The organism is Cerasicoccus sp. TK19100 (genome assembly GCF_027257155.1).
GTDB classification, from domain to species: domain Bacteria; phylum Verrucomicrobiota; class Verrucomicrobiia; order Opitutales; family Cerasicoccaceae; genus Cerasicoccus; species Cerasicoccus fimbriatus.
The window spans coordinates 502,407-523,274 of sequence record NZ_JAPWDU010000003.1 but is presented as its reverse complement, the minus strand read 5'-3'; the positions used below and the strand labels follow the sequence as shown (position 1 = coordinate 523,274).

The window sequence follows — 20,868 nt, the reverse complement described above, 5'->3', positions numbered from 1 at the left end:
TCGTGTGATGGAAAATTACTTTTCCAAGGCGCAGGCGCAGTCGGGCGTTTCCTTCTTGATGCGATCGGCGAGCTTGGCGCGCTTTTGCATGTCGCTGGCAAAGGCGGTGTGGTCGCCGAAGCTATCCTGGAGGCACTTGAGGTTGTCCTGCAACAGCGGGTTCTCGGGGTCGGCGAGGCTGTAGATCATCCATTGCGCAAAACGCTCGGCTTTCACCATGCCGTTCTCCTTCATGTAGCGCAGCTGCTTGGAAATTTTCACCTGATCGGCATCGAGAATTTCCACCAAGTGGCAGACGCAAAGTGGGCCATCCTTGAGGAGGTTAAGGATCCTCAAACGCTGCATGTCGCACATGCATTTGTAAACCTGAACAATCTCCATGGAACGAATATTCCACTTATTGCATATACAGTCAAATCGAATTGGCAAATAATCAGTGGAAAGCTTACGCCGGCTTCTCCAGCAGCACGCGGGCCCAGCGGACATCCGGCTTGTGAGCGAATAGGCTGGCCTGGTTCTCAATGCGGAACTGGCAGCGCAGCCCCACCATGGCGGCCCGCGCGAGCCCCGGCGTCGAGCACCGCAGCCGGAGCAGCGGGCAGAAACGGGAGGAAATCGCGGTTCGTTTCGTGAAAGTTCAGTTGCTGGCTCGACGTCACAAACCGCGCGACATCGCGCTCATAGCCTTCGACGCCCGCCGTCATCCCCTACTCAGCCTGTTCGGCGTAAACCGGCTCTTCGGCAAGATCGTCGATCAGGTTGGAGGCGGTCTGGACAGTGGCGATCATTTGGTTACCCAAACGGTTCTTCATCACAAAGTAAAACACCATCGCCGGGATGCCGATCACCAGGCCAGTCGCCGTGGTGATAAGCGCCTCACCAATGTCGCCCGCGAGCAGCTCCGGCCGGCCCATGCCACCTTGGCCAATCGTTTGGAAGGCGCTGATCATACCACTCACCGTGCCGAGCAGACCAATCATTGGGGCCACGGCGGCAACGACGTTCAGGTAGTTCACCCATTGGCCCACGGCGTTTTCCTCGGACTCTAAATTCTCGACGAGGACTGTCTCCACCTTGGCGCGGTTGGCGTCGGGACGCTCGGGGCGGGCCTTGTTTAGCGCGGGCACGAGCGCACGAGTGAGCACACTGTCGCTGCCCTGCAGGATGGTTTGCGCGTCGGCAACCTGGCGGGCCTGTAGGTATTGCGAAGCCTGTTGGGCAACGCCATCAGGAACGAATTTTTTGCGCACCGTTTCCTTCCAGCAATAGAAGATCAAAAAGAACATAAAGATCGAGCACAGGCCCAGCGGGATCATCGCCCAGCCGCCTTCGCCAATCAGCTGAAAGAGGCTTTTGCCGCTGGGCGCAGCGGCCTCGGCTTCCTCTTGCGCATAGAGCGCGGTGGCGGTCAGCAGTGCGGCACTGCCCAGGAAGAAGGCGCGGTTGGTCAGTTTGGATACGTTCATGACGGTTCTGGTTCGGTATTTAAAGGTTCAGGTAGCGGTTGTTCGTAGGCGGCAAGGACTTCGATATCGGGCCAGGTGAGGCTGCGCTCGGCCATTTCGGCGCGGAGCTTGGCCTCCTCTGCGGGCAGCTCCAGCTCCCGGCATGAGGCGATGGCGAGCGCGTAGCAGTAGTTCAAATAATCCATGGGGAACTGGCTGCTCAGCGTAACGGGCTCCAGGGCCTGCCACAGCGCCGCCTGATACTCCTCGGCGTCGAACTCCAACTGGCCCACCACGTAAAAGCCCAGCGCCGAGGGCCCGTAGGGCTCAGCTTCGGTAATCCATTTTTCGGCAAGCTCGCGGGTGTTCTTTTTGAGCGGCAGCTTGTAGTGGCCGAGCAGCACGAGGTCGTCCACCTTGCGCAGGAGGCGCGGGTCCTCCACAATCTCCTGCAAGGCCAGCCCGGCACCAAGGCCCGCATAGGCATCGCCCTCCTGAAACTCCAGCTCCGCATACTGATAAAAGAACTCCAGCTCGCCCGGCGTTAAAAACTGCAGGTAGCCGCCGCGCTGCTCAAACATGGCCTTCATCAGCATGAGCGCTTCTTCGCTGTTGCCCGCGCGAAGCGCCTGCTGCGCGGCGTAGGCGACGTCGTTCCCCGGAAATTGCAGGCGCTCGATCTCGTCGAGATTATAGCGGTAGTCCAGGGATCCACCCGCGCGCGCCGAGCGGAATACGAGCTGATTCTCAATCACGCCCATGGCCTTGCCGCTGAGCGGTCGGCGGCCCTTGAGCACGAGGCCCTGCGGTTCGTTGAGCGAGGCCTGCGCCTGCTCCAGCGTCATCCCGGGCGCGGTTGCTGCGGCTAGCGCAAAGAGGCAAATGGCGATTAAGGTTCTCACAGCGGGGCCTCCTCTTCGGTGGTAGACTCGACCTCGGCCGTGACGGCTTCCGGCTCCGGTGGTAAAATCGGCTCCAGCCGGGCCATGGCTTCAGCGGCCTGCGCCTGGGCTTCTTCAAACGATGTTAAACGCGGGTCGCCGGCCAGTTCTTCCCAGGTATTGTAAGCCGCGCGCAGGTCGCCCCGTTCTTCAAAGAGCGATGCACTGGCCACGTAGGCAGCGACGATTTCCTCCGGGTAGGCGCGGTAGAGCGTGTAAACGCGCTGGTAATAGGCGATCGCCTTGTCGTCCTCGCCCTTGAGCTCGTGGGCCTGGGCAATGCCGAGCAGCGCCTTGGCGTGGGGGCGGCCACGGGCGGCCTTGAGCCGAAGCAGTTCCTGGAGCACCTCGATGGCTTGGTCGGGTTCGTCGAGCGTAACCAGTAACTGACCACGCAGGAGCTTGGCGTCGTTGCCTGCCGGATGGAAGGCGGTCTCGTTCTCAAAGCGGTTGAGCCAGGCTTCGGCCTGTGCGTATTCGCGGGCCTGCACGGCGAGCTGCGCCATGCCGTAGTAGGCCGCGCCGAGCTGCATGCTCTTGGGATACTCTTCAATCAGGTAGTCGAAATACTCGTCCGCCGAGGCGATTTCCAGGCTGGTCAGAAACGTGCCCACCTTCGCCAATGCCTCGGGGTCGAGGTCCTTCAGCGGTGCTTTTTCCACGATCTCAAACAAGGCGTTGCCCGCGCGCTCGCGATCCTTGACCTTCTCGTAAAGCATGGCGCGGTAGAGATTAATGCGGGCCATCCAGGTCCACTCCTTGCGCTCGACGGCAAGCTTGTGCTGGTCGTCCAGCCATTGAATAAAGTCCGGCTCGGTTAGCAGGCCCATCGCATCGCCGTCGGCATTGGAGAGCAACAGCTCGCCGCGGTGATACTGCGTGTGCTGCTTGTGCAGGGCCTGGAGAATGGCAATGGTTTCGCCAGCCTTAACCGCGTTGCCATGCACTGCTATCGCCTCGATAAACAGCGGGAACGCGCGCTCGGGCTCGCCCTGGCGCTCGTAGGCCCAGCCGATCCAATAAAGCGCCTCGGCGATGCGGGTCTTGTCCTTCACATCCTTGCGGCGGACGTAGTCGGTAAAGTGCTCGACCATCAGCTCGTGTGCGCCCATGGCCTTCTGAATCTTACCCCGCTGAAACACCGCGTAGGTAAAGAGCGCGTCAGCATCGGGCCCCACGCGGGCAAACTGGTTGGACGCCTCCAGCAGGCGGCCCTCGCCCATCAGGATGTCGCCACGCAGCACGCGAGCCTCCGGCGTGCGGAGGTTGTCCGGATAGGTCTCGATAAATTCATCCGTGGCGACGAGCGCCTCCGGGTAATTACGCGCAGAGTAGAGCGCCTGTGCGCGGCGGTATTCGAGCTCCGGGTAATACGGGTTGCCCGGGGCGGTGGCGGCGAGCGCCTCTTCATAGCGATTCATGGCCTCATCGTAATCGCGGGCGAAGAAGTAAGACATCGCGTTCCACAGGCGGGCCTGCGCAGCCAGGTATTCGTCGGGCTTGCCCGCGAGGACCGCCTCGAAATCCTTGCGCGCGGGCGGGTAATCCTGCGCCAGCAGTTGGTTGTAACCGCGGCTGAACTGCCAGCGAACGGCGAGGCGGTGGTCAGGATAATTGTCCAGCAGCTCGGTCAGCACCTCGACGGCTTTGCGGTATTCCTTGAGCTCCTGATAGGCATTCGCAATGAGGAAGATCGCCGCCGGTGCCTCGGGGTGGTCCGGATAGCGGTCGAGGAACAGCTTCGCAATGCGCAGGGAGTCGTCCCAGTCTTCCAAGGCGTTCGCGGCGAGAATCCAACGGTAGTGCGCGGAGCCCCGCAGTTGGTTGCTCAAGGATTCATCCTCGGCCAACATGCGAAAGAGGATATACGCCTCGCGCTCGCGCTCCGCAAAAAGGAAAGCCTGACCGAGCCGCATTTGGAAGCCCGGCGTGAAGTCTTCCGAGGTTTGCAGACTCTCCAACTGGCCCTGCACGCGGCCCATGAGGTTGCGGTAGTAGTCGTTCCAAATCGCCTCGGCGTGGTGACCCTCGCCGGCCTCCTGCTGCTTTTCATTCCAGGCGAATTGCAGCGCCTGCAGGCGGCCCTGCTGCGCGGCCATGAGCACCTTGGCCGGGGTGACGAGGCGGTAAGCGCGGATCGCGTCCTCGAACTCACGCTTGTCGAGCAAGTGGTTGCCCACCTCCAGCGCGGCAAAGGTCAACACCGCCAGTTCCGGCATGACTTCCACTTTCCAATCGTAGCCAAAGAGGATCGACTGGGCCTGCTTGAAGTCGCGGTTGTCCAGCGCCTTTTGCAACGCGCGCAGCTGCGCCTGTGTGCCCAGGGTCGGCGGGACTTTGTCACTGGCGGCAAAGCCGATCAGCCGGTCAATGCCCGCCTGGTCGTCCCCTTGGTCGAAATAGAGCTCGGCCTGGCGCATCGCGCTGAGCACGGCTTCGGGCGAGTCCGGCGCCGTCTCGATAAACTGCTGGTAGGTGTCGACCGCTTCCTGAATGTCGCCGCTGGCCTGATAAGCCTGCGCCATGCTGTAGAGCACGAAGGCGCGCCGCGACTCCTGTTGGTTTTCCAGTGCGAGGAATTTTTTATACAGCTCGATGGCGTCCTCGGGCCGCTCACTCATCTGACAAGCGTAGCCGTGGATTGGGAGCAAGGTGGGGATCAGCGGCTGGTATTGCGGCTCCTGGCCGAACTTTTCCGTGAGGTGGTCAAAGGCCTGCGCAGCCTTGTCATACTCGCCATTGGTAAAGGCCTGCACGCCGAGCTGGAGCGTCTCCTGCATCGTCGCGGGCATCTCGATAAACGCACCGCGCGCCGTTGTCATTAACAACAGCCCAAGCAGCAGTATTCGGCCCAGTGTTTGCATGAACTGCGCACCTTGTCGGGATTTCAGCATTTTCCCAATCGGAAAAGCAAGGCGCCTGCCCATTTTCACCTGAACGTCACTTTTGGCCCTGTTTTGGGCGGAATTCGGCCCATTGGGGTGGGAAAAATGCATCCGGGGCACTCTCAAAAGGTGGCGGCCGGTGTCCCCACCGGCCAGAATGTAGGCGGGGCGATAAATGATTATCCGTTGGCATGTTTCGACGATATGGCCTGAGCGCGGACCGATTCCTTCTTATCGTTTCAAGCTCTGGCCGGTGAGGACACCGGCCGCCACCTTCGACAATCTACAGACCACGCACCCTCTACTCCGCCAACAACCCGGCAACGGTCCGCCAGGGCAAAATCGCGCAGCGCACGCGGGCCGGGAACTGCCGGATGCCGCAGAGGGCAACGGCGTCGCCCAGGCCGTCCCAACCCTCGTCGTCCACCTCCTGCTTGAGCAGGGCCATGAAGCGGTCCGCGAGCACGGCGGCCTCGGCGCGGGTCTTACCTGTGAGCGAGTCGACCAACATCGAACACGACGCGCGCAGCACGGTACTCCCCTGCGCGGTAAAGCCAATGGCGGCAATCACGTCATTTTCCAGGCGCAGGGTCAGCTGCACGACATCACCCGTATCGGCGTTGCTGCCTTCGGTGCGGAGATCACACGGCTCCAGCAAGCCCTCGCCCCGCGGATGATGTCCGTGGTCGAGCAGGATTTCGCGCTGTAGCTCGGGGTCGGTCATGGTTTAGGTGGCAGAATACGAGGCAGAATAAGCCACAAGGCAAATCTCTTCCTCTGTTGCTCTACCGTAGCAAAACAATTCCAAGTAGCATGCTCAAAAACTTGAACTAAGCACTCTCTTGAAGATCTACGAAACAGTCTAGTCCGGTAAGCCGACAGCCCTGCGCCCATATCTCGGCACATTCCCGAAGGAAACACATCCTTGCTCGTTCCGTTACAGATGATCTGAATTTTCTCTGACTCAAGCTTTTCGCGAATCAGTAGGAACGCCCCCCAGAAATCATGATCCGACGCATTGTATTCGCTACCCGAGATCAAGACTTTCACATGCGCCAACGAATTATCATTCCAATAGGTCAATTGGCACTTCACACGATCTCCACTTGCCAAGACACATGGTAGATTCACGTCACTGGTCATTTTCTACCCCAACAACTTCTGGGCCTTCTTCAAACTGGCGACCAGCTTGTCGACTTCTTCCATGGTATTGTAGAACGCGAAGGAGGCGCGGCAGGAGCCTTCCAGGCCAAAGCGGGCCCAGAGGGGCATCGTGCAGTGGTGCCCGGTGCGGATCGCGATGCCGTCCACATCGAGCATGGTGCCGAGGTCGTTCGGGTGAATGCCCGCAATGATGAACGACACGACGCTGACCTTGCGCGCGGCCTCGCCGTAAATCTTGAGCCCCTCGATGCTCTGGAGCTGTTCCGTGGCGTAGGCCAGCAGCTCGTGCTCGTAGGCGGCGAGGGAGGCTTGGTCGCGCGCCATCAGGTATTCCACGGCGGCCCCCAGGCCGATGGCTCCCGCAATGTGCGGCGTGCCAGCCTCGAAGCGTTCGGGAATTTTGCGGAATGTCGTCCCGGCGAAGCTGACGCGGTCGATCATGTCGCCGCCGCCTTGGTAGGGAGGCATGGCGTTGAGCAGATCGGGCTTGCCCCAGAGGACGCCGATGCCCGTCGGGCCGCAGACCTTGTGGCCGGAAAAGACAAAGAAATCGCAGCCCAGCTTGGCCACGTTGACCGGGAAGTGCGCGGTGGATTGCGCGCCATCGAGCAGCACGGTAATGCCCTTTTCCTTGGCCAGCGGAATGATCTGCTCGACGGGGTTAATCGTCCCCAGCGAGTTCGATACGTGGCACAGTGCGAGCAGCTTTACGCGGTCGGTCAGCAGGGCCGGAATGGCGTCGAGGTCCAGCTCGCCGCGGTCGGTCACGGGGATCACCGTCACCTTGGCACCGGCGCGCTCGGCGAGCAATTGCCAAGGCACGATGTTCGCGTGGTGCTCCATTTCGGAGACGAGAATTTCGTCGCCCGCGCCGATGTTTTCACGGCCCCAGGTCGCGGCCACGAGGTTGATCGCCTCCGTGGCGTTGCGAGTAAAGATGCAGCTGCGCTCCTCGGGCGCGCCCAGAAATTTCGCCACGGACTTGCGGGCGCTTTCGTAGGCCCCGGTCGCCTCCTGGCTCAGCGCATGCACGCCACGGTGGATATTGGCGTTGCCCGCGCGATAGTAGGCATCGAGGCGCTCAATGACGGCAAGCGGCTTTTGCGAGGTGGCCGCGTTGTCGAGATACACGAGCGGCTGCCCGTTGACTAACTCCCCGAGAATGGGGAACTCCGCGCGCACCGCCGCTACGTCCCACGCAGCGGTCGAACTGTCCTTATCTAGAATCATTCTAAATTGAGACTGTAGCTCAACAGTGCGCCTTTGCAACTGCGAATAATGGAAATAAATGCGGCAGCAAAAGGGCCAAAACCGCCAGCATTGAAGCCGTTGGCGGCGGGTCCTATTTCGCCGAGTAGCGGACGCTGGGCTCGTTGAAAATGTAGCTCGGCACCCCGGCGTTGATCTCCATCTGGTCGATGACCACCGTGGAGAAAACTTCGCCATTGGAGGACGTCTCAATCTTCATCGGCATGACGACGCCGTTCTTCTCCATGTGCTCGGTCATGCGCATGAAAGCGATCGCGTCCCCCGCATTTTTCGGGTGCTGCTCACGGGCAATCTCGTAGTAGTCTTGGGTGTCAATGTAGGTCAGCACGCGCTCCTTTTCGTCCTCGTATTCGACCACGTGGCACATCCGGCCATCGATCATCGTGTCGCGATGCAGGGAGAAACGCTTGGGGTCCTGCTGGTATTTCCAAAGATAGCTGCCGATGCGGGCGGCTTCTTTGAACTGGGCACGTTGCTTTTCCGAAATGTTGTCCACCTTGCGCACCGCGCCGTTGCTGCCGACTTGCTGCGCCCAGATTTCGTTGCCGTCAAAGCCCATGTCGAAGCGCAAGTCGCCATGCATCATCACCCGCCGAGCGAAGTTCGGGCGGCGGAAATAGAAGACCACCTCGTGCATGTTATCGGGCTCCGGGTTTGCGCCCATTTGCAGGCTGGCGTTGAGCTTGAGCGTGGTAACGTCGTCAATGTTCGTCACCGCAAAATGCCGCAAGACGACCTGCTCCAGGGGGTCCTTTGAGACGATGCCGCCGATGTCCAGCTCGGCCTTTTCCGGGGCAGCTTTCGGCTCTGCGGGTGCTTCGGCAACGGCGTGCTCCGTGGGCTCATGCGAGGCCTCGGCGACCTGGGCATTCTTGTGCATGATCAAGGCGAACATGCCCGCACCGAGCGTTAAAATAATGGCACCCACGCCGCCAAGCACCATAAGCTGGGGCTTCTTTTTGCGGGACCAGGAAGAGGAACGACGACGAGATTTAGGCATACCCCACAGACACACATCGGGCAGCCCTTGAAAATACCGGAAGTGTAATAATACCGTATCGTTAGCGACAAACCGACGACACTGTGTCTGGCACGTTAAGCGGCCGTAACCTTAGCTTAACTTCGTAATAGTCCAACGCAGGATCATCCCCGCGCCAATGCAAACGAGGGTAACGCCCCAGATAAACATCGGCACCCAGAAGGCCAGGAAAAGGCAGGACGCCAGCCCGACCCAGGCCAGCCACTTAGGGTACATCCGCTGTTCGGGGGTCAGCTTGAGCGCCGCCGCGTTCATAATCGCGTAATAAATCAAAACCGTGCACGCGCTGAAGGACCAGGCCAGCTTGATGTCGCCCAGCAGACAAAGCAGCGCCACCAAACCACCGATGCCGAGGATCGCCGCCAGTGGCTCGCCGTTCTTGTCGAGCTTGCTGAAGAAATGCGCGACATCCCCGCGACGCGCCATGGCCAGAAGCACCCGCGACAAACCCAAGATCAGGTTGAGCAGCACGCCGATCAGGGCAACGTAGCCCGCGACCTCAAAGAGCTGTGTCGGCACCGCGCCGCGCAGCCAGGCCAGCGCCACGCCCGCGTAAAGCGCCGCCGAAACGAGCAGGGTGATGATCATGGCCTTGGGAATGTTTTTGCGCGGCTCGATGATCTCCTCTCCCATCGTGGCGATGCGGCCATAGCCGGTGTAGGCCACGAAGATCAACGCGCAGGCCTGCAAGACGTTTGCCAGCTCAAAGGGCGGCTGGTCTTCGATCACCAAGTCACCCGCCGGGGCAAAAATCAAACTCAGCAGACCCGCAATGGTGATCGTTAATATGCCGGCATTAACCTGATTACTCCGGCGCAAGCCAAAGACGATGACCGCCGTCACGACCAGCACCGCTATGACCGCGAAGGCCACGTGAAACTCCGGCCGGAAAAAGGTGCCAATCGCCAAAGCCGCCGTCGCCGCGCTTGCGCTCTTGGCCAACAGAAACAAGAGCCCCGCCGTGAAGCCCGCATACGGATGCAGCAGGCGGTAGCCATATTCGTAGGCACCGCCAGAGACAGGGTAAGCCGCCGCCAGTTGCGCGCTGTTGAGCCCGTTAAACGTCGCCACGATCGCACCGACGCCCACCGCGAGCAGCGCCCAGTCGCCCACCTGCGCGGTGACCATCGCCAGGATCACGAACACCCCGGTGCCCAGAATCGAGCCCAGCCCCAGGAAGACCGCACCCTTCACGTCGGCAGTTCGTTTAAGCGCTGCTGTTGGTTTCGCCATCGCCCATATCAGGAACGCGCGCAAGGCCGATGACAAGCTTCACGTATAAAATTCTGAACAACTTGTAATCGCGCGCCACGTCGATCTTAGCTACACTTGCACCATGAGCCAATATCCACCACTTGCGACTGAACTCGGCGCGCCCCTGCATGGCGGCGATCCTTACCTGCCATCCGTCCCGCTGCTGAATCTGCTCAAGCGCCCCTACTACATCGAGGGCGGCTACCGCGGCCGCCATTTAAAGATATACAATTTCACCCGCGGCTCCGGCAAAAACAGCAGCCCCTACCACGCCGTGCGTGTCACCTTAAACCGGTCAACAGACCTCACGTTCAAGCTCGGCGTCGAGGGCTTCTTTAGTAAGATCGGCAAAGCCGTGGGCATGCAGGACATCCAAACCGGCGACCCCGCCTTCGACGAAACCTTCGTCGTCAAATGCAACGACACGGGCTTCGTCCACGGTGCCCTGTTGCCCGAGATTCGGCAGAGCCTGCTCAGCGTCCAGCAGCGGTTTCCACGGCGCTTCGGCTCCATCTCGCTCAATGGTGCCTGGGTCGGCCCCAAGGACAACGTCATCCACTACGAGCACAGCGGCCACCTACGCCATGACGGTGACCGTCAGCGCGCCGCCGCCCTCGCCCCCGCGCTCAACGACCTCGCCGACGCCATCGAAGCCTACGCGACAATCTAAACCAACCCCGCTCAGGAAGCGCTGATACAGGGGCGCGCATTCCACAAGTAGACCCTTTACAGCGGATAGTTTTTATTACATATTATGCAAATGGAAATATTAGGTGCAATCAGCTCGTTGATACTGTTAATCATTGGCTTTGTCTTGCTGGTCATGGCAATTCTCATGCCCTATTATGTCTACAAAATCGCCCAGGAGGTCACCGCCATCAGAAGCATTTTGCAAGCACGTGCCGACAAAGAAAAGCTACTCGAACTGAAAGAACTGCACCAGCGCACCCGTTAAAGGCTTCAACGATGAAGAACGTTGCCCGCTCCGGTAAGGTGAGAGCGATAGGAACACCCGACAAACCGGGAATTTACCCAACCGCATTTTCCCAAACACTATCCGCATAAAAAACTGGCCATACCGAGGCGCTTGCCATGCAATTACCGCATGAAACATATCATATTTTCTCTCGCCGCCAGCGCTGCCCTGATCGGTGCCGGTTGCTCCGATAATTCCGACGCCGAGAAGGCTGCCGACGAAGCCAAGGAAAGCGCCTCCCAAGCCTACGACAGCCTCTCCGAAAGCGTTAAGAACAGCGCCGACGCCATCAGCGACAAGGCCAAGGAATACTCGGAGAATATTGCCGACTGGTCCGAAGAGCAAAAGGAGCAGGCCGTGGCCAAGTTCAAGGAATCCGGCAAAGAGCTCGACGCGCAGTGGAACAAACTCGCCGAGCAAGCCAAGGACCTCAAGGGCGACGCCAAGGAGCAGTGGGACGACGCTGAAGATGAATGGGACGATGCCAAGAAAAGCTTCTCCAGCGCCATGGACAACATGCAGGACGCCACCGCGGACAATTGGGACAAGGTTCAAGCCGAGCTCAAGGACGCCTGGGCATCCATGAAAAAAGCATGCGACGACGCACACTCTGCATTGCAAAGTAAGTAACGCTCGTCCGCGCTTTGGCGCATTGCCCAGCCGCTAAATTGCACACCTAGCACCCGCATGCCCCCCAAGAAAAAAGCAGCTCGGGAGACCCCGATGATGCAGCAGTATTGGCGCTACCGGAAGGAAGACCCCCGGGTCCCCGCCGATGCGCTGTTGCTGTTTCGACTCGGCGATTTCTATGAGATGTTTCATGGCGACGCCGAGGAGGGCGCGCGGCTGCTGGGCATCACGCTCACCCAGCGTGGTGGTTACCCGATGGCGGGCATCCCCTACCACGCCCGCGACAACTACCTGCCCAAGCTGCTTAATCAGGGCGTCAAGGTAGCCATTGTCGACCAGGTGGAAACGCCCAAACCGGGCAAGCTCGTTGAGCGCGATTTAACGCGCGTGCTCACCCCCGGCACCACGCTGGAGGAGCACCAGCTCGACGCCCGGCGCAACCACTACCTGCTCGCGCTGACCAGCGACCGCAAGGGCAACTTCCACGCGGCTTGGCTCGACCTCTCTACCGGCGAATTCCAAGTCGCCACGGAGGCCGATCCCGCGCAGCTAATGCCGGTCTTTCACGCGATCGACCCCAAGGAAATCCTCCTCCCGGAAAACGTCTCCCTCAAGTGGGCGCACGATGAGAAACTCCGCGACTGGCACGAAGACTTCGACTACTACTGCGAGTCGCGGCCCGTCACGGTGCTGCCGGATTTTCAGTTTGAGACCGACGCCGGCGCGCGCTCCGTGCTGGATTCCCTCGGCGTGCTCAACCTCAACGGCTTCGGCCTCGACGTCTCCCACCCGGCCCTTGGCAGCGCGGGCGCGCTCATTACCTACGCGACGGACACCCTTTGCGCGCCGCCAAAGAACCTCCACCACATCAAGGAGTACCACACCAAACGCGCGCTGCTGCTCGACCCGGCCACGCTGCGCAACTTGGAGATTTTCCAAAGCTCGCAAGGCGGGCGCACCGGCTCGCTGATCCATGCCATCGACCAAACCGTCACCGCCGCGGGCGGACGTTTGATCGAGCAATGGCTGGCCGCGCCGCTGCTGGACCTCACCGAGCTCAACCGCCGCCAACAAGCCGTGGCCGACTTTCACGCCGAGCCCACGCGCTGCGCCGCGCTGTGCGATTTGCTCAAGGGCATCCGCGACATTGCGCGCATTCTCGGCCGTTTGCAGAACCGCATTCGCAACCCGCGCGAGCTGGGCGGCATTCGCGACACGATCAACGCGATGCCCGCGATCCGCGAAGAGCTGGCCGCATTTGCCGGCAGCGAGGTACAAGCTTTGCATCGCAAAGTAAGTTCGTTTGACGAACTGCGCGAACACCTGGCGCAAGCCCTCGCCGATGAGTTGCCCGGCAACCTCGCGGACGGCGGCGTGATCCGCGACAAGTTTGATGAAGACCTCGACTACCTGCGCAGCCTGACCCGCGACAGCAAGACGTGGCTCAGTAACTTTGAAGCAACCGAGCGCGAGCGCACCGGCATCAAAAGCCTCAAGGTGAAATACAACGGCGCGTTCGGCTACTTCATCGAAGTCACCAAGGCCAACGCCTCACAAGCGCCCGAAGACTACATCCGCAAGCAAACGATGAAGAACGCCGAGCGCTTCGTCACTGAAGAGCTGCGCGTGAAGGAGAAGGAAATTCTCCACGCCGAGGAGAAGGCGCTCGCCCGCGAAGAGTCGCTGTTTCAAGACCTCGTGGCGCGCATTCTGGAAGACGCCGCCGCGCTCGAAGAAACCGCTGCCGCCCTTGCCCAATGCGATGTGTTTATTGGCTGGGCCAAGCTCGCGCGCGAGTGGGACTACTGCCGCCCAACGCTCAGCGAAGACGACACGCTGGACATTGACCAAGGCCGCCACCCCGTCGTCGAGCAGATGATTAAGGCCGACCGCCTCGGCCTGCGCGGTGCCCATGGCTTCGTGCCGAACGACACCTTACTCACCGCGAGCGAGGAGCAAATCGTGCTGCTCACCGGCCCCAACATGGCGGGTAAGTCGACCTACATTCGCCAAGTCGCGTTGATCGCGCTGCTCGCGCAAGTCGGCAGCTGGGTCCCGGCCAAGCGTTGCCACGTGGGCCTCGTTGACCGCATCTTTTCCCGCGTGGGTGCCAGTGATGAGCTGGCCCGCGGCAACTCGACCTTCATGGTCGAAATGAACGAGACCGCGAACATCCTTAACAACGCCACCGAGCGCAGCCTGATCATCCTCGACGAAATCGGCCGCGGCACCTCGACCTACGATGGCCTCAGCATCGCCTGGGCCGTCGTCGAGCACCTGCATGGCGCTGGCGAGAAGGGACCGCGCACCTTGTTTGCCACGCACTACCACGAGATCACGCAGCTCGAAAACACTTTGCCACGTCTGCGGAATTTCAGCGTTTCGGTGAAGGAGTGGGCGGACGAAATTCGCTTCCTGCACACCGTCATCCCCGGCGCGGCGGACCGCTCTTACGGCATCCAGGTGGCGCGTCTGGCAGGCCTCCCGGCCACGGTCATCACCCGTGCCAAAGCCGTGCTGGAAGAGCTGGAGAGCGAGGGCAACGTCCTCCGCGAAACCCTGCGCGAGCCCAACGCCCCAGCCCCCGAACCCCGGCAAAAGCCCAAACGCGCCCCCAAGCCCCCCGCCGAAGACGACGACCAACTGGCGTTATTTTAACCATGCATGAGCGCTAACCGCCACTACACCACCTATCCGGAATTCGGCCCGAATGCCGACCTGCTCGACCCCGAAGAGCTGCCCACGTGGGTCATTGAAAACAATGACGACGTGCTCGCCATCGACAAGCCGGGCTGGGTCGTCTGCCACCCGTCGAAGAACGGGCCGTGGTCGAGCCTCGTCGGTGCCTGCCGCGAGTGGACCGGCCTGCAGACGCTGCACCTCATCGCGCGGCTCGACCGCGAGACCAGCGGCGTCATCCTGCTGGCCAAGCACAAGGCCGCCGCGCGCAAGCTGCAAATCGCGTTTCAAGACCGCGCCGTCGACAAGGTTTATCACGCCATTTTGGAGGGCGAGATGACGGAGGACGTCAGCGTGGACCAGCGCCTCGCCAAAGACCTGGAGTCCCCCGTTGCGGCCAAGGTGACCGTGCGCCGCTCCAACTCCTCCCAGCGCGCCATCACGCATTTCAAGCCGCTGGTCGCGCAGCACGGCTTCACGCTGGCCGAGGTGAAGCTGGAGACCGGCCGCAAGCACCAGATCCGCGCTCACGCCGAGTGGCTGGGCCATCGCGTCGTCGGTGATAAGATTTACGGGCCCGATTCGACGCTGTTTCTCGACTTCATCGAGCACGGTTGGACGGACCGCCTACAGGCCAATCTGCCCATGCGCCGCCAGGCCCTGCACTGCACGGAACTTACCTTTGCCGATGGCCTGACCTTCCGCGCGCCCATGGCCTGGGACATGCAGCAATTCGCCCGCGAACGCCTGCAACTCACGGATTTGCCGGCGTCCTGCGTTTAAAACAGCCCGAATTAGGCACCGATTTATTCACGCTCGCGGACTTGACCCAAAGCGCGCATCGGACATCATTGTCAGGTAGAGTGACCACGTTAACGGACACCAACCGCCCGGCGCTGTTTGACCTGGATGGCGCGGTAGAGGCGATCAACGATGCGTTGATCGAGCCCAATGTGCGCCTGCAATTGGTCGAGCCCGACCATGTCGAATACCAGCAGGACGCCTTTCGCAAGTTTCGTGACGTGCTGTCCGAGTGGCGGGAATTCGACAAGCGCGCGAAATTTACCATCACCGATTCGCAGGGCCGGGAGCTGGGCTTCTTCGAATACGAGCGCTACTGGCAAGGCGCGGACGACCTGGGCCGCGACGACTTTATCGAGCTGATGCAGATGCAGCTGCGGTTCCCCTTTGTCCTGCGCGACGGCACCTCGCTGGCGGGATATTCCGGCAAGCGCGCCCGCGTAAAGCGCGGCGACGAGCCGACCAGCACCGTGGCACTGAAGATCGACCACGTGCCACGGGCACCCACACTTTTTTGTCAATTTGGGACAACCTTTGGCTGGCGTATTAGCGATCTTTCGGACACAATGGTAGACGAACTCTTTCGCTGATCCATTAAACCGACCGCCTCGACCGTGGTGGTGCTACTGCTATGGCTAACACATTTCCGCAATATCAGGTGCGCCTGGATGACGGGCGGCTGATCCAGCTCAACAGCCCGGAGCGTCTGAGCCCTGAGCAATGGGGAAAAGTCAAAGGCCTGCCCGAGTGGACGCGCCTCGATTACCACCAATGTAAGAACTGCCCGCTGGACGAAAAGCGCATTGAGCGCTGCCCAGCCGCTGCCGCCGTCGCCGGGCTCCTGGAGAACTTTACCGAGGTTGTGTCGTTTCAAAAGGTGGACCTCGTCATCGTGCGCGCCAACGGACAATACTCCATCCGTGGTTCGGCGCAGATGGTTGTCTTTGCCCTGCTGGTCGAGTTCGTCTCGCGCGCCAAGTGCCCCTACCTCTTCGACCCCAGCGCGGACAAAGGCTTCTTTTTCCTCTGCCTCGATGTCGACCAGCTGCTCTACCGGTTTTTCTCGAGCTTCCTGATCCAGCACCACCTGCTCAGCTCCGGCGAGCCCGACCCCAACGCCGTCAACTGGCATCGCTTTCAGCAATACATGGGCGAAATCCGCATCGCGCTGGAGGGCCTGCTCGACCGCATTCAAGCCTACTGCCATGAGGACGCCAACATCAACGCCCTCACCGGTGCCATCAGCATCAGCAAACTCCTCGAAGAACATTGGGACGACAGCCTGCGTCTTTTTAAGGACATGACGTTTCGCTAGGAAGTGATATCTTTAACGATGAAAAACGCACTTCGCCATCTCATCATCGGCCTGGCTTGGCTCGCCGCCATCACATCAGCCCAGGCGGATATCAATTTCCCCGAAAAACTGGGCCCCTACACTCGCGGTGACAAACACACCTACGACCAGCCTGGCCTCGGCTACTCCTACGCCTACCAAGGCAAAGACGGCTGGGCCACCGTTTACGTTTTCGACATGGGTTTGGCCGACATCCCCGACGGCATCGACAGCGACATCATCCGCCGCTCCGTGCAGGACGCCGTGAAGAGCGTTAAAATCTACGAGGAGCGCGGCCATTACGCCAATGTGCAGATTGTCCCATTGAGCGGAGACTTCGACATCCTGAAGGACTCCTTCCTCATGAAAAAGATGGAGTATCAAATCATCAAAAGCGACGGCGAGCGTGAGGATGTCGTGTCCTACATTTTTTGCCGCGGGCAGGATGGAGAAATCCTCAAAGTCCGCATGACCGGAAACCGCAACGCCAACCTCGAACCCGATCTGCTCAAGTTCATGATGGCGCTGCGCGTGGAAACAACTTGAGCGCAAAGCGTATTGCCAAGGCGAACCCCTGCGGTAATCTCCACGACATGAAAGCGCTCCACTCCTTGTTAATTCTCACATTCGTTGCCCTGATGGGTGCCTGCACCACGGTGCCCAAGGTCCAGTCCCAATACGATCCGCAAGCCAACTTTACGGACGTCAAGACTTTCGCCGTGCTGCCCATGCCCACGCAGATCACGGGTGCCGATCCGGGCGCGATGGTCGAGCTCGCCGGTCCGGCCAAGCAGGCCATCATCAGCAGCCTTGAGGCCAAGGGCTACACCGAAGCCCCCGAAGCCACGGCAGACATCCTCGTCAAGATGCACGGCGAACTCCTCCCGCGCACGCAGGTCATCGACACCGGTTACGTGCCCAGCTACTACGGCGATCCGTGGCTAAGCACCTACCCCTACGGCTCACAGCAAATCGTGCGCAACTACGAGCAGGGCACGCTCGCTATCGAAATTTCCAAAGACACCGGCGGTCAACGCGACCTCGAGTGGGTCGGCTGGACTACCACCAAGCGCGCCCCCGGCGCGAAGATCAACGTGGATAGCGTCGTTTCTGGCATCCACGAGATCCTCGCCGACTTCCCGCCGGAGAAAAAGTAGCGTTCGCCAGATATGAGCGTCAACGAGGATATGGAACTCGCACGGCAACACTTGGATGCTGGGCGTTTCCGTGAATTCCTTAGCCTATTCAAGGATCAAGAAGAAGCGTTTGAATATTACGTCTCATATGTGAGCGAGAAACCCACAAGCCCTAAAGCCGACTCAAATGCGCGACTTTATAGATGCACGTGGAGTCGTATCTACGATAACTTCTTCTTTATTTTTTACTCCCGACATAAGGAGTTTATTTTCGATACGACGCATTACCTGGATAAGAAGGAAGCCCGGCAGCTTCAGTTGTGGAAATCACTTGGAGAGCTCGCTCGGTTTGGCGTCATGCTGCTAGCCATGGTCTCTGGCATCCTGTTGATCTACGGCAGCATATTAATGCTAACCGCCAGCAACGGTCGTGGTAATTTGGTCAGCGGAATTGCCTACGTCGGTCTATCACTCACCCTGATTGTGATAGAGGTTTTCCTACACAAGAAAAGTTTAGCTTGGGCGATGCCAGCAGAAATGCGATCCGTTGGCCGGGGATTTTTTACCCTAAAGAAAATTCAGAGGGCACCATTCGCTGAATCCATGTAAATCTCTTCATTGACCTTTGCCCCGCAGTGTTTCATCACTGCGGGATGAACGAGCCTAGCGAAGTCCGCGTCCGTTTCGCCCCCAGCCCAACTGGGTTTTTCCACATTGGCAGCGCCCGCACCGCGCTGTTCAACTGGCTATATGCGCGCCACACCGGCGGCAAATTCGTCCTGCGCATTGAGGACACCGACACCGCCCGCAACACGCCCGAGGCGCTCGCCGCGCTGCTCGAAGGCATGCGCTGGCTCGGCCTGGACTGGGACGAGGGCCCCGAAAAAGGCGGCGACTACGGCCCGTATTTCCAGAGCGAGCGCCAAGACATCTACGCCGAATATTTGCAAAAGCTCCTCGACGCCGACCGCGCCTACGAAAAAGACGGTGCCGTTTACTTTAAGCTCCTGGGCGAGCGCTACGTCGAGTTCGACAAATACAAGGACGCCGAGATCGAAAAAGTCCGCACCGAGCCGATCACCGTCAAGGACGCCATTCGCGGCGACGTGACCCGCAACGTCGAGACAGACTTCGTCATCCGCCGCTCCAATGGCGACTACGGCTTCCACTTTGTCAACGTGGTCGACGACATCGCGATGAACATCACCCATGTCATCCGCGGCGAAGACCACCTCTCGAACACCGCCCGCCACGTGGAAATTTATCAGGCGCTCGGCGCGACACCGCCCGTCTTTGCACACATCCCGCTGATCCTCAAAGTCGACGGTAAGGGCAAGATGTCCAAGCGCGACGAAGGCTCCCTGATCGAGGAATACGTCAAGCGCAGCTTCATCCCCGAGGCCGTACGCAACTTCCTCTGTCTGCTCGGCTGGAACCCGAAGGACGGCCAAGAAGTCATGCCCATCGCCGAGATCATTGAGCGCTTCGACTTCGACGGCATTCAAAAGGAAGGAGCCCGCTTCGACGAAAAGAAACTGGCCTTCATCAATACCGAGTATCTGCGCGCCCTGCCCGTGGAAACCTTCTGCTGGCTCGCCGCGCCGATCCTCACCGAAGCCGGCGTGATCGATGAGCACACGCAGGAAGATTACCTGCACGCCATCCTCGCGATCAGCCAAGAGAAAGCGCGCGACTTCGAGGGACTGCCCGAGCTCGTCGGCCCGCTCTTCAAGGAAGACTTCACCATCGACCCCGAAGCGCACAAACGCGTCTTCAAAAAGGGCGAGCCCCTGGCGCGGCTGGCGGAGCTGATCCCCGCCCTCGAAGGCGTGGACCCTTGGGACGAGCAAACGATCGACAACCACATCCTCTCCCTCGCCGAAAAGATGGACCAGCGCAAGTTCGACTACTTCCCGATCGCGCGCCTCGCCATCAGCGGCCAAGCCGGCGGCCCCGACCTGCTGGCCCTCCTCCGCGCCCTCGGCAAAGACCGTGCCCTGATGCGCATGCGCCGCTTCGCCGAAAGGGAAGCTGAAAGCTAAGCGTCCAATCGGCTCAGCACGGTGCGCGCGGTTTCCTTGCGGTTGTTGCGAAACAACACCTGGATGCCACCGCTGCGACCGTCGTCCAACATGACGGGGATAGTCAACGCCGGGCAACGCGCGAGGCTGGCAGGGGTGTTTAGGCTGAGCAGGCGCATGCGGAAATCTTCCGTCATGTCCGCTTTGCCCGGAGAGGCGATGGGCGTTACCGGCAAGGCGATCGCATCATACTCCGCAAAGAGTTGATCGAACACGCGCTGCACGGCGGCCTCTTTGTCTTTGGCCCAGTCAAGTTGGGCGGGCGTCCAGTTACGACCGCGATCAATGCGTCCCCAAACCACGGGATCGTAGCGCTCTTTAAAGGCATCCAGCCACGGCGCATGCACCGCATAGGCCTCCGTGCTACCGAGGATGTTATACGCCTGAAAACATTCCGCAAACTTCTCACGTGCGAGCGCCACGGCATCGGCTGACTTTGCATCGCAAAGTTTGCTGAAGATGACGTCATCCGCTGCCTGTAAGTCCGGGTCGACCTCGTTCGCGTAGTCGGATAAATCCAGCACGCGCGGCTCGCTGATCTCGCCGCCATTGTCGAGCATAGCATCGTTGAGCGTGAGCAGATCGGCTGCGTTGTTCGCAAACCAACCGGGTGTATCAAAGCTCTTGGCCAAGGGAACCACGCCAGCACCGCCGAATGTTTCCGGCACATCGCGCCACGAATACAAACCGCAAAATGCAGCCGGCACACGCATCGAGCCACTGGTGTCAGTGCCGATACTGAACGGCAATAAGCCACGCCCCACGACAAACGCCGAGCCATTGCTCGACCCACCCGCCAGCGATTGCGGCAAGCGCGGATGCGGCACATCGCCGAACCACACATTCTCGCCCGACATGCCGTAGGCAAACTCCACCGTCGCAACTTTGACGGCCATCACCGCGCCCTGCGCCCGCAGCTTCTCCACCACGGGCGAAGTGACGCCTGGTGCCGGGCGCACTTCGCTAAGGAAGCCCGAGCCCGCCGTTGTCGGCGTGCCCGCAACGTCGAACAAATCCTTCAAGCCAAAGGGCAATCCAGCCAACAAACCCTCGCTGACCGCCGCTTGCGTTAGCGACTCGACCAACGCATCGCGATCCGGCACCCAATAAAACACGGCCCGCTGCAAGTTGCCGGGCAGAGCCGCAACCGAACTCAGAAATTCATCGGCGGCTTTCGCCGGATTTGCCGTAATTGATTCACGCCACTGTTGGAATGTCACCATCGTCCTATAACG

The 20,868-nt window shown here is 60.3% G+C and carries 21 protein-coding genes; 11 read left to right on the top strand and 10 right to left on the bottom strand.

Annotation, left to right across the window (positions count from 1 at the left end; genetic code table 11):
* Positions 1 to 15 precede the first annotated feature (15 nt).
* From O3S85_RS08840 to O3S85_RS08800, 9 genes are all read right to left on the bottom strand, one after another.
* Positions 16 to 381, bottom strand: a complete 366-nt coding sequence (locus O3S85_RS08840; RefSeq protein WP_269539715.1) for an ArsR/SmtB family transcription factor — start codon at positions 379 to 381, stop codon at positions 16 to 18.
* A gap of 137 nt (positions 382 to 518) precedes the next feature.
* Positions 519 to 704, bottom strand: coding sequence for a hypothetical protein (locus O3S85_RS08835; RefSeq protein ID WP_269539711.1), 186 nt, complete (start codon positions 702 to 704; stop codon positions 519 to 521).
* 3 nt (positions 705 to 707) lie between these two features.
* Positions 708 to 1,466: a MotA/TolQ/ExbB proton channel family protein gene (locus O3S85_RS08830; RefSeq protein WP_269539708.1), complete on the bottom strand. Its 759-nt coding sequence runs from the start codon at positions 1,464 to 1,466 to the stop codon at positions 708 to 710.
* The gene (locus O3S85_RS08825) at positions 1,463 to 2,347 is read right to left on the bottom strand and encodes a hypothetical protein (protein WP_269539706.1); all 885 of its coding nucleotides are present in this window, start codon (positions 2,345 to 2,347) and stop codon (positions 1,463 to 1,465) included. The genes O3S85_RS08830 and O3S85_RS08825 overlap by 4 nt, the downstream gene beginning before the upstream one ends.
* Positions 2,344 to 5,280: a tetratricopeptide repeat protein gene (locus tag O3S85_RS08820; RefSeq protein ID WP_269539705.1), complete on the bottom strand. Its 2,937-nt coding sequence runs from the start codon at positions 5,278 to 5,280 to the stop codon at positions 2,344 to 2,346. The genes O3S85_RS08825 and O3S85_RS08820 overlap by 4 nt, the downstream gene beginning before the upstream one ends.
* 292 nt (positions 5,281 to 5,572) lie before the next feature.
* A complete protein-coding gene (gene sufU, locus O3S85_RS08815; protein ID WP_269539703.1) occupies positions 5,573 to 5,995 on the bottom strand; it encodes a Fe-S cluster assembly sulfur transfer protein SufU in 423 nt (140 codons plus the stop codon).
* A gap of 422 nt (positions 5,996 to 6,417) precedes the next feature.
* Positions 6,418 to 7,665 carry a cysteine desulfurase gene (locus O3S85_RS08810; RefSeq protein ID WP_269539702.1) on the bottom strand — a complete coding sequence of 416 codons (1,248 nt, stop codon included), beginning with the start codon at positions 7,663 to 7,665 and terminating at the stop codon, positions 6,418 to 6,420.
* 112 nt (positions 7,666 to 7,777) lie between these two features.
* Positions 7,778 to 8,704: a LolA-like protein gene (locus tag O3S85_RS08805; RefSeq protein WP_269539700.1), complete on the bottom strand. Its 927-nt coding sequence runs from the start codon at positions 8,702 to 8,704 to the stop codon at positions 7,778 to 7,780.
* A 111-nt stretch (positions 8,705 to 8,815) separates the two neighbouring features.
* Entirely contained in the window at positions 8,816 to 9,976 is a 1,161-nt protein-coding gene (locus O3S85_RS08800) for an APC family permease (protein ID WP_269539698.1), read from the bottom strand.
* Positions 9,977 to 10,079: 103 nt separating this feature from the next.
* Here O3S85_RS08800 and O3S85_RS08795 point away from each other — a divergent pair, with 103 nt between their 5' ends.
* The 11 genes from O3S85_RS08795 (at position 10,080) to O3S85_RS08745 (ending at position 19,594) form a co-directional block, all read left to right on the top strand.
* Positions 10,080 to 10,667, top strand: a complete 588-nt coding sequence (locus O3S85_RS08795; protein WP_269539696.1) for a hypothetical protein — start codon at positions 10,080 to 10,082, stop codon at positions 10,665 to 10,667.
* An 84-nt stretch (positions 10,668 to 10,751) separates the two neighbouring features.
* Positions 10,752 to 10,952, top strand: a complete 201-nt coding sequence (locus O3S85_RS08790) for a hypothetical protein (RefSeq protein ID WP_269539694.1) — start codon at positions 10,752 to 10,754, stop codon at positions 10,950 to 10,952.
* 150 nt (positions 10,953 to 11,102) lie between these two features.
* Positions 11,103 to 11,603: a sll1863 family stress response protein gene (locus tag O3S85_RS08785; protein ID WP_269539693.1), complete on the top strand. Its 501-nt coding sequence runs from the start codon at positions 11,103 to 11,105 to the stop codon at positions 11,601 to 11,603.
* 57 nt (positions 11,604 to 11,660) lie between these two features.
* Positions 11,661 to 14,261 (top strand): DNA mismatch repair protein MutS, encoded by a 2,601-nt coding sequence (gene mutS / locus O3S85_RS08780; RefSeq protein WP_269539691.1) that lies wholly within the window; start codon positions 11,661 to 11,663, stop codon positions 14,259 to 14,261.
* 6 nt (positions 14,262 to 14,267) lie between these two features.
* Entirely contained in the window at positions 14,268 to 15,065 is a 798-nt protein-coding gene (locus O3S85_RS08775) for an RluA family pseudouridine synthase (protein ID WP_269539689.1), read from the top strand.
* Positions 15,066 to 15,145: 80 nt separating this feature from the next.
* Positions 15,146 to 15,673 carry a hypothetical protein gene (locus O3S85_RS08770; protein ID WP_269539687.1) on the top strand — a complete coding sequence of 176 codons (528 nt, stop codon included), beginning with the start codon at positions 15,146 to 15,148 and terminating at the stop codon, positions 15,671 to 15,673.
* A gap of 41 nt (positions 15,674 to 15,714) precedes the next feature.
* Positions 15,715 to 16,398, top strand: coding sequence for a DUF6901 family protein (locus tag O3S85_RS08765; protein WP_269539684.1), 684 nt, complete (start codon positions 15,715 to 15,717; stop codon positions 16,396 to 16,398).
* 18 nt (positions 16,399 to 16,416) lie between these two features.
* Complete coding sequence (locus O3S85_RS08760) at positions 16,417 to 16,962, top strand: hypothetical protein (protein WP_269539682.1); 546 nt, start codon at positions 16,417 to 16,419, stop codon at positions 16,960 to 16,962.
* 47 nt (positions 16,963 to 17,009) lie between these two features.
* The gene (locus O3S85_RS08755) at positions 17,010 to 17,573 is read left to right on the top strand and encodes a DUF4136 domain-containing protein (RefSeq protein WP_269539680.1); all 564 of its coding nucleotides are present in this window, start codon (positions 17,010 to 17,012) and stop codon (positions 17,571 to 17,573) included.
* A 12-nt stretch (positions 17,574 to 17,585) separates the two neighbouring features.
* Positions 17,586 to 18,161: a hypothetical protein gene (locus tag O3S85_RS08750; protein ID WP_269539679.1), complete on the top strand. Its 576-nt coding sequence runs from the start codon at positions 17,586 to 17,588 to the stop codon at positions 18,159 to 18,161.
* 44 nt (positions 18,162 to 18,205) lie between these two features.
* Positions 18,206 to 19,594, top strand: coding sequence for a glutamate--tRNA ligase (locus O3S85_RS08745; protein ID WP_269539677.1), 1,389 nt, complete (start codon positions 18,206 to 18,208; stop codon positions 19,592 to 19,594).
* Here the strand turns inward: O3S85_RS08745 and O3S85_RS08740 are convergent.
* Positions 19,591 to 20,856, bottom strand: coding sequence for an amidase (locus tag O3S85_RS08740; protein ID WP_269539675.1), 1,266 nt, complete (start codon positions 20,854 to 20,856; stop codon positions 19,591 to 19,593). The genes O3S85_RS08745 and O3S85_RS08740 overlap by 4 nt on opposite strands.
* Between the last annotated feature and the right edge of the window lie 12 nt (positions 20,857 to 20,868).

Excerpts from the sequence above, each read along its gene's own strand:
- O3S85_RS08840 (WP_269539715.1), bottom strand. The coding sequence starts at position 381 with ATGGAGATTGTTCAGGTTTACAAATGCATGTGCGACATGCAGCGTTTG.
- O3S85_RS08835 (WP_269539711.1), bottom strand. The coding sequence starts at position 704 with ATGACGGCGGGCGTCGAAGGCTATGAGCGCGATGTCGCGCGGTTTGTG.
- O3S85_RS08830 (WP_269539708.1), bottom strand. The coding sequence starts at position 1,466 with ATGAACGTATCCAAACTGACCAACCGCGCCTTCTTCCTGGGCAGTGCC.
- O3S85_RS08820 (WP_269539705.1), bottom strand. The coding sequence starts at position 5,280 with ATGCTGAAATCCCGACAAGGTGCGCAGTTCATGCAAACACTGGGCCGA.
- sufU (WP_269539703.1), bottom strand. The coding sequence starts at position 5,995 with ATGACCGACCCCGAGCTACAGCGCGAAATCCTGCTCGACCACGGACAT.
- O3S85_RS08810 (WP_269539702.1), bottom strand. The coding sequence starts at position 7,665 with ATGATTCTAGATAAGGACAGTTCGACCGCTGCGTGGGACGTAGCGGCG.
- O3S85_RS08805 (WP_269539700.1), bottom strand. The coding sequence starts at position 8,704 with ATGCCTAAATCTCGTCGTCGTTCCTCTTCCTGGTCCCGCAAAAAGAAG.
- O3S85_RS08800 (WP_269539698.1), bottom strand. The coding sequence starts at position 9,976 with ATGGCGAAACCAACAGCAGCGCTTAAACGAACTGCCGACGTGAAGGGT.
- O3S85_RS08795 (WP_269539696.1), top strand. The coding sequence starts at position 10,080 with ATGAGCCAATATCCACCACTTGCGACTGAACTCGGCGCGCCCCTGCAT.
- O3S85_RS08790 (WP_269539694.1), top strand. The coding sequence starts at position 10,752 with ATGCAAATGGAAATATTAGGTGCAATCAGCTCGTTGATACTGTTAATC.
- O3S85_RS08785 (WP_269539693.1), top strand. The coding sequence starts at position 11,103 with ATGAAACATATCATATTTTCTCTCGCCGCCAGCGCTGCCCTGATCGGT.
- mutS (WP_269539691.1), top strand. The coding sequence starts at position 11,661 with ATGCCCCCCAAGAAAAAAGCAGCTCGGGAGACCCCGATGATGCAGCAG.
- O3S85_RS08775 (WP_269539689.1), top strand. The coding sequence starts at position 14,268 with ATGAGCGCTAACCGCCACTACACCACCTATCCGGAATTCGGCCCGAAT.
- O3S85_RS08765 (WP_269539684.1), top strand. The coding sequence starts at position 15,715 with ATGGCTAACACATTTCCGCAATATCAGGTGCGCCTGGATGACGGGCGG.
- O3S85_RS08760 (WP_269539682.1), top strand. The coding sequence starts at position 16,417 with ATGAAAAACGCACTTCGCCATCTCATCATCGGCCTGGCTTGGCTCGCC.
- O3S85_RS08755 (WP_269539680.1), top strand. The coding sequence starts at position 17,010 with ATGAAAGCGCTCCACTCCTTGTTAATTCTCACATTCGTTGCCCTGATG.
- O3S85_RS08750 (WP_269539679.1), top strand. The coding sequence starts at position 17,586 with ATGAGCGTCAACGAGGATATGGAACTCGCACGGCAACACTTGGATGCT.
- O3S85_RS08745 (WP_269539677.1), top strand. The coding sequence starts at position 18,206 with ATGAACGAGCCTAGCGAAGTCCGCGTCCGTTTCGCCCCCAGCCCAACT.
- O3S85_RS08740 (WP_269539675.1), bottom strand. The coding sequence starts at position 20,856 with ATGGTGACATTCCAACAGTGGCGTGAATCAATTACGGCAAATCCGGCG.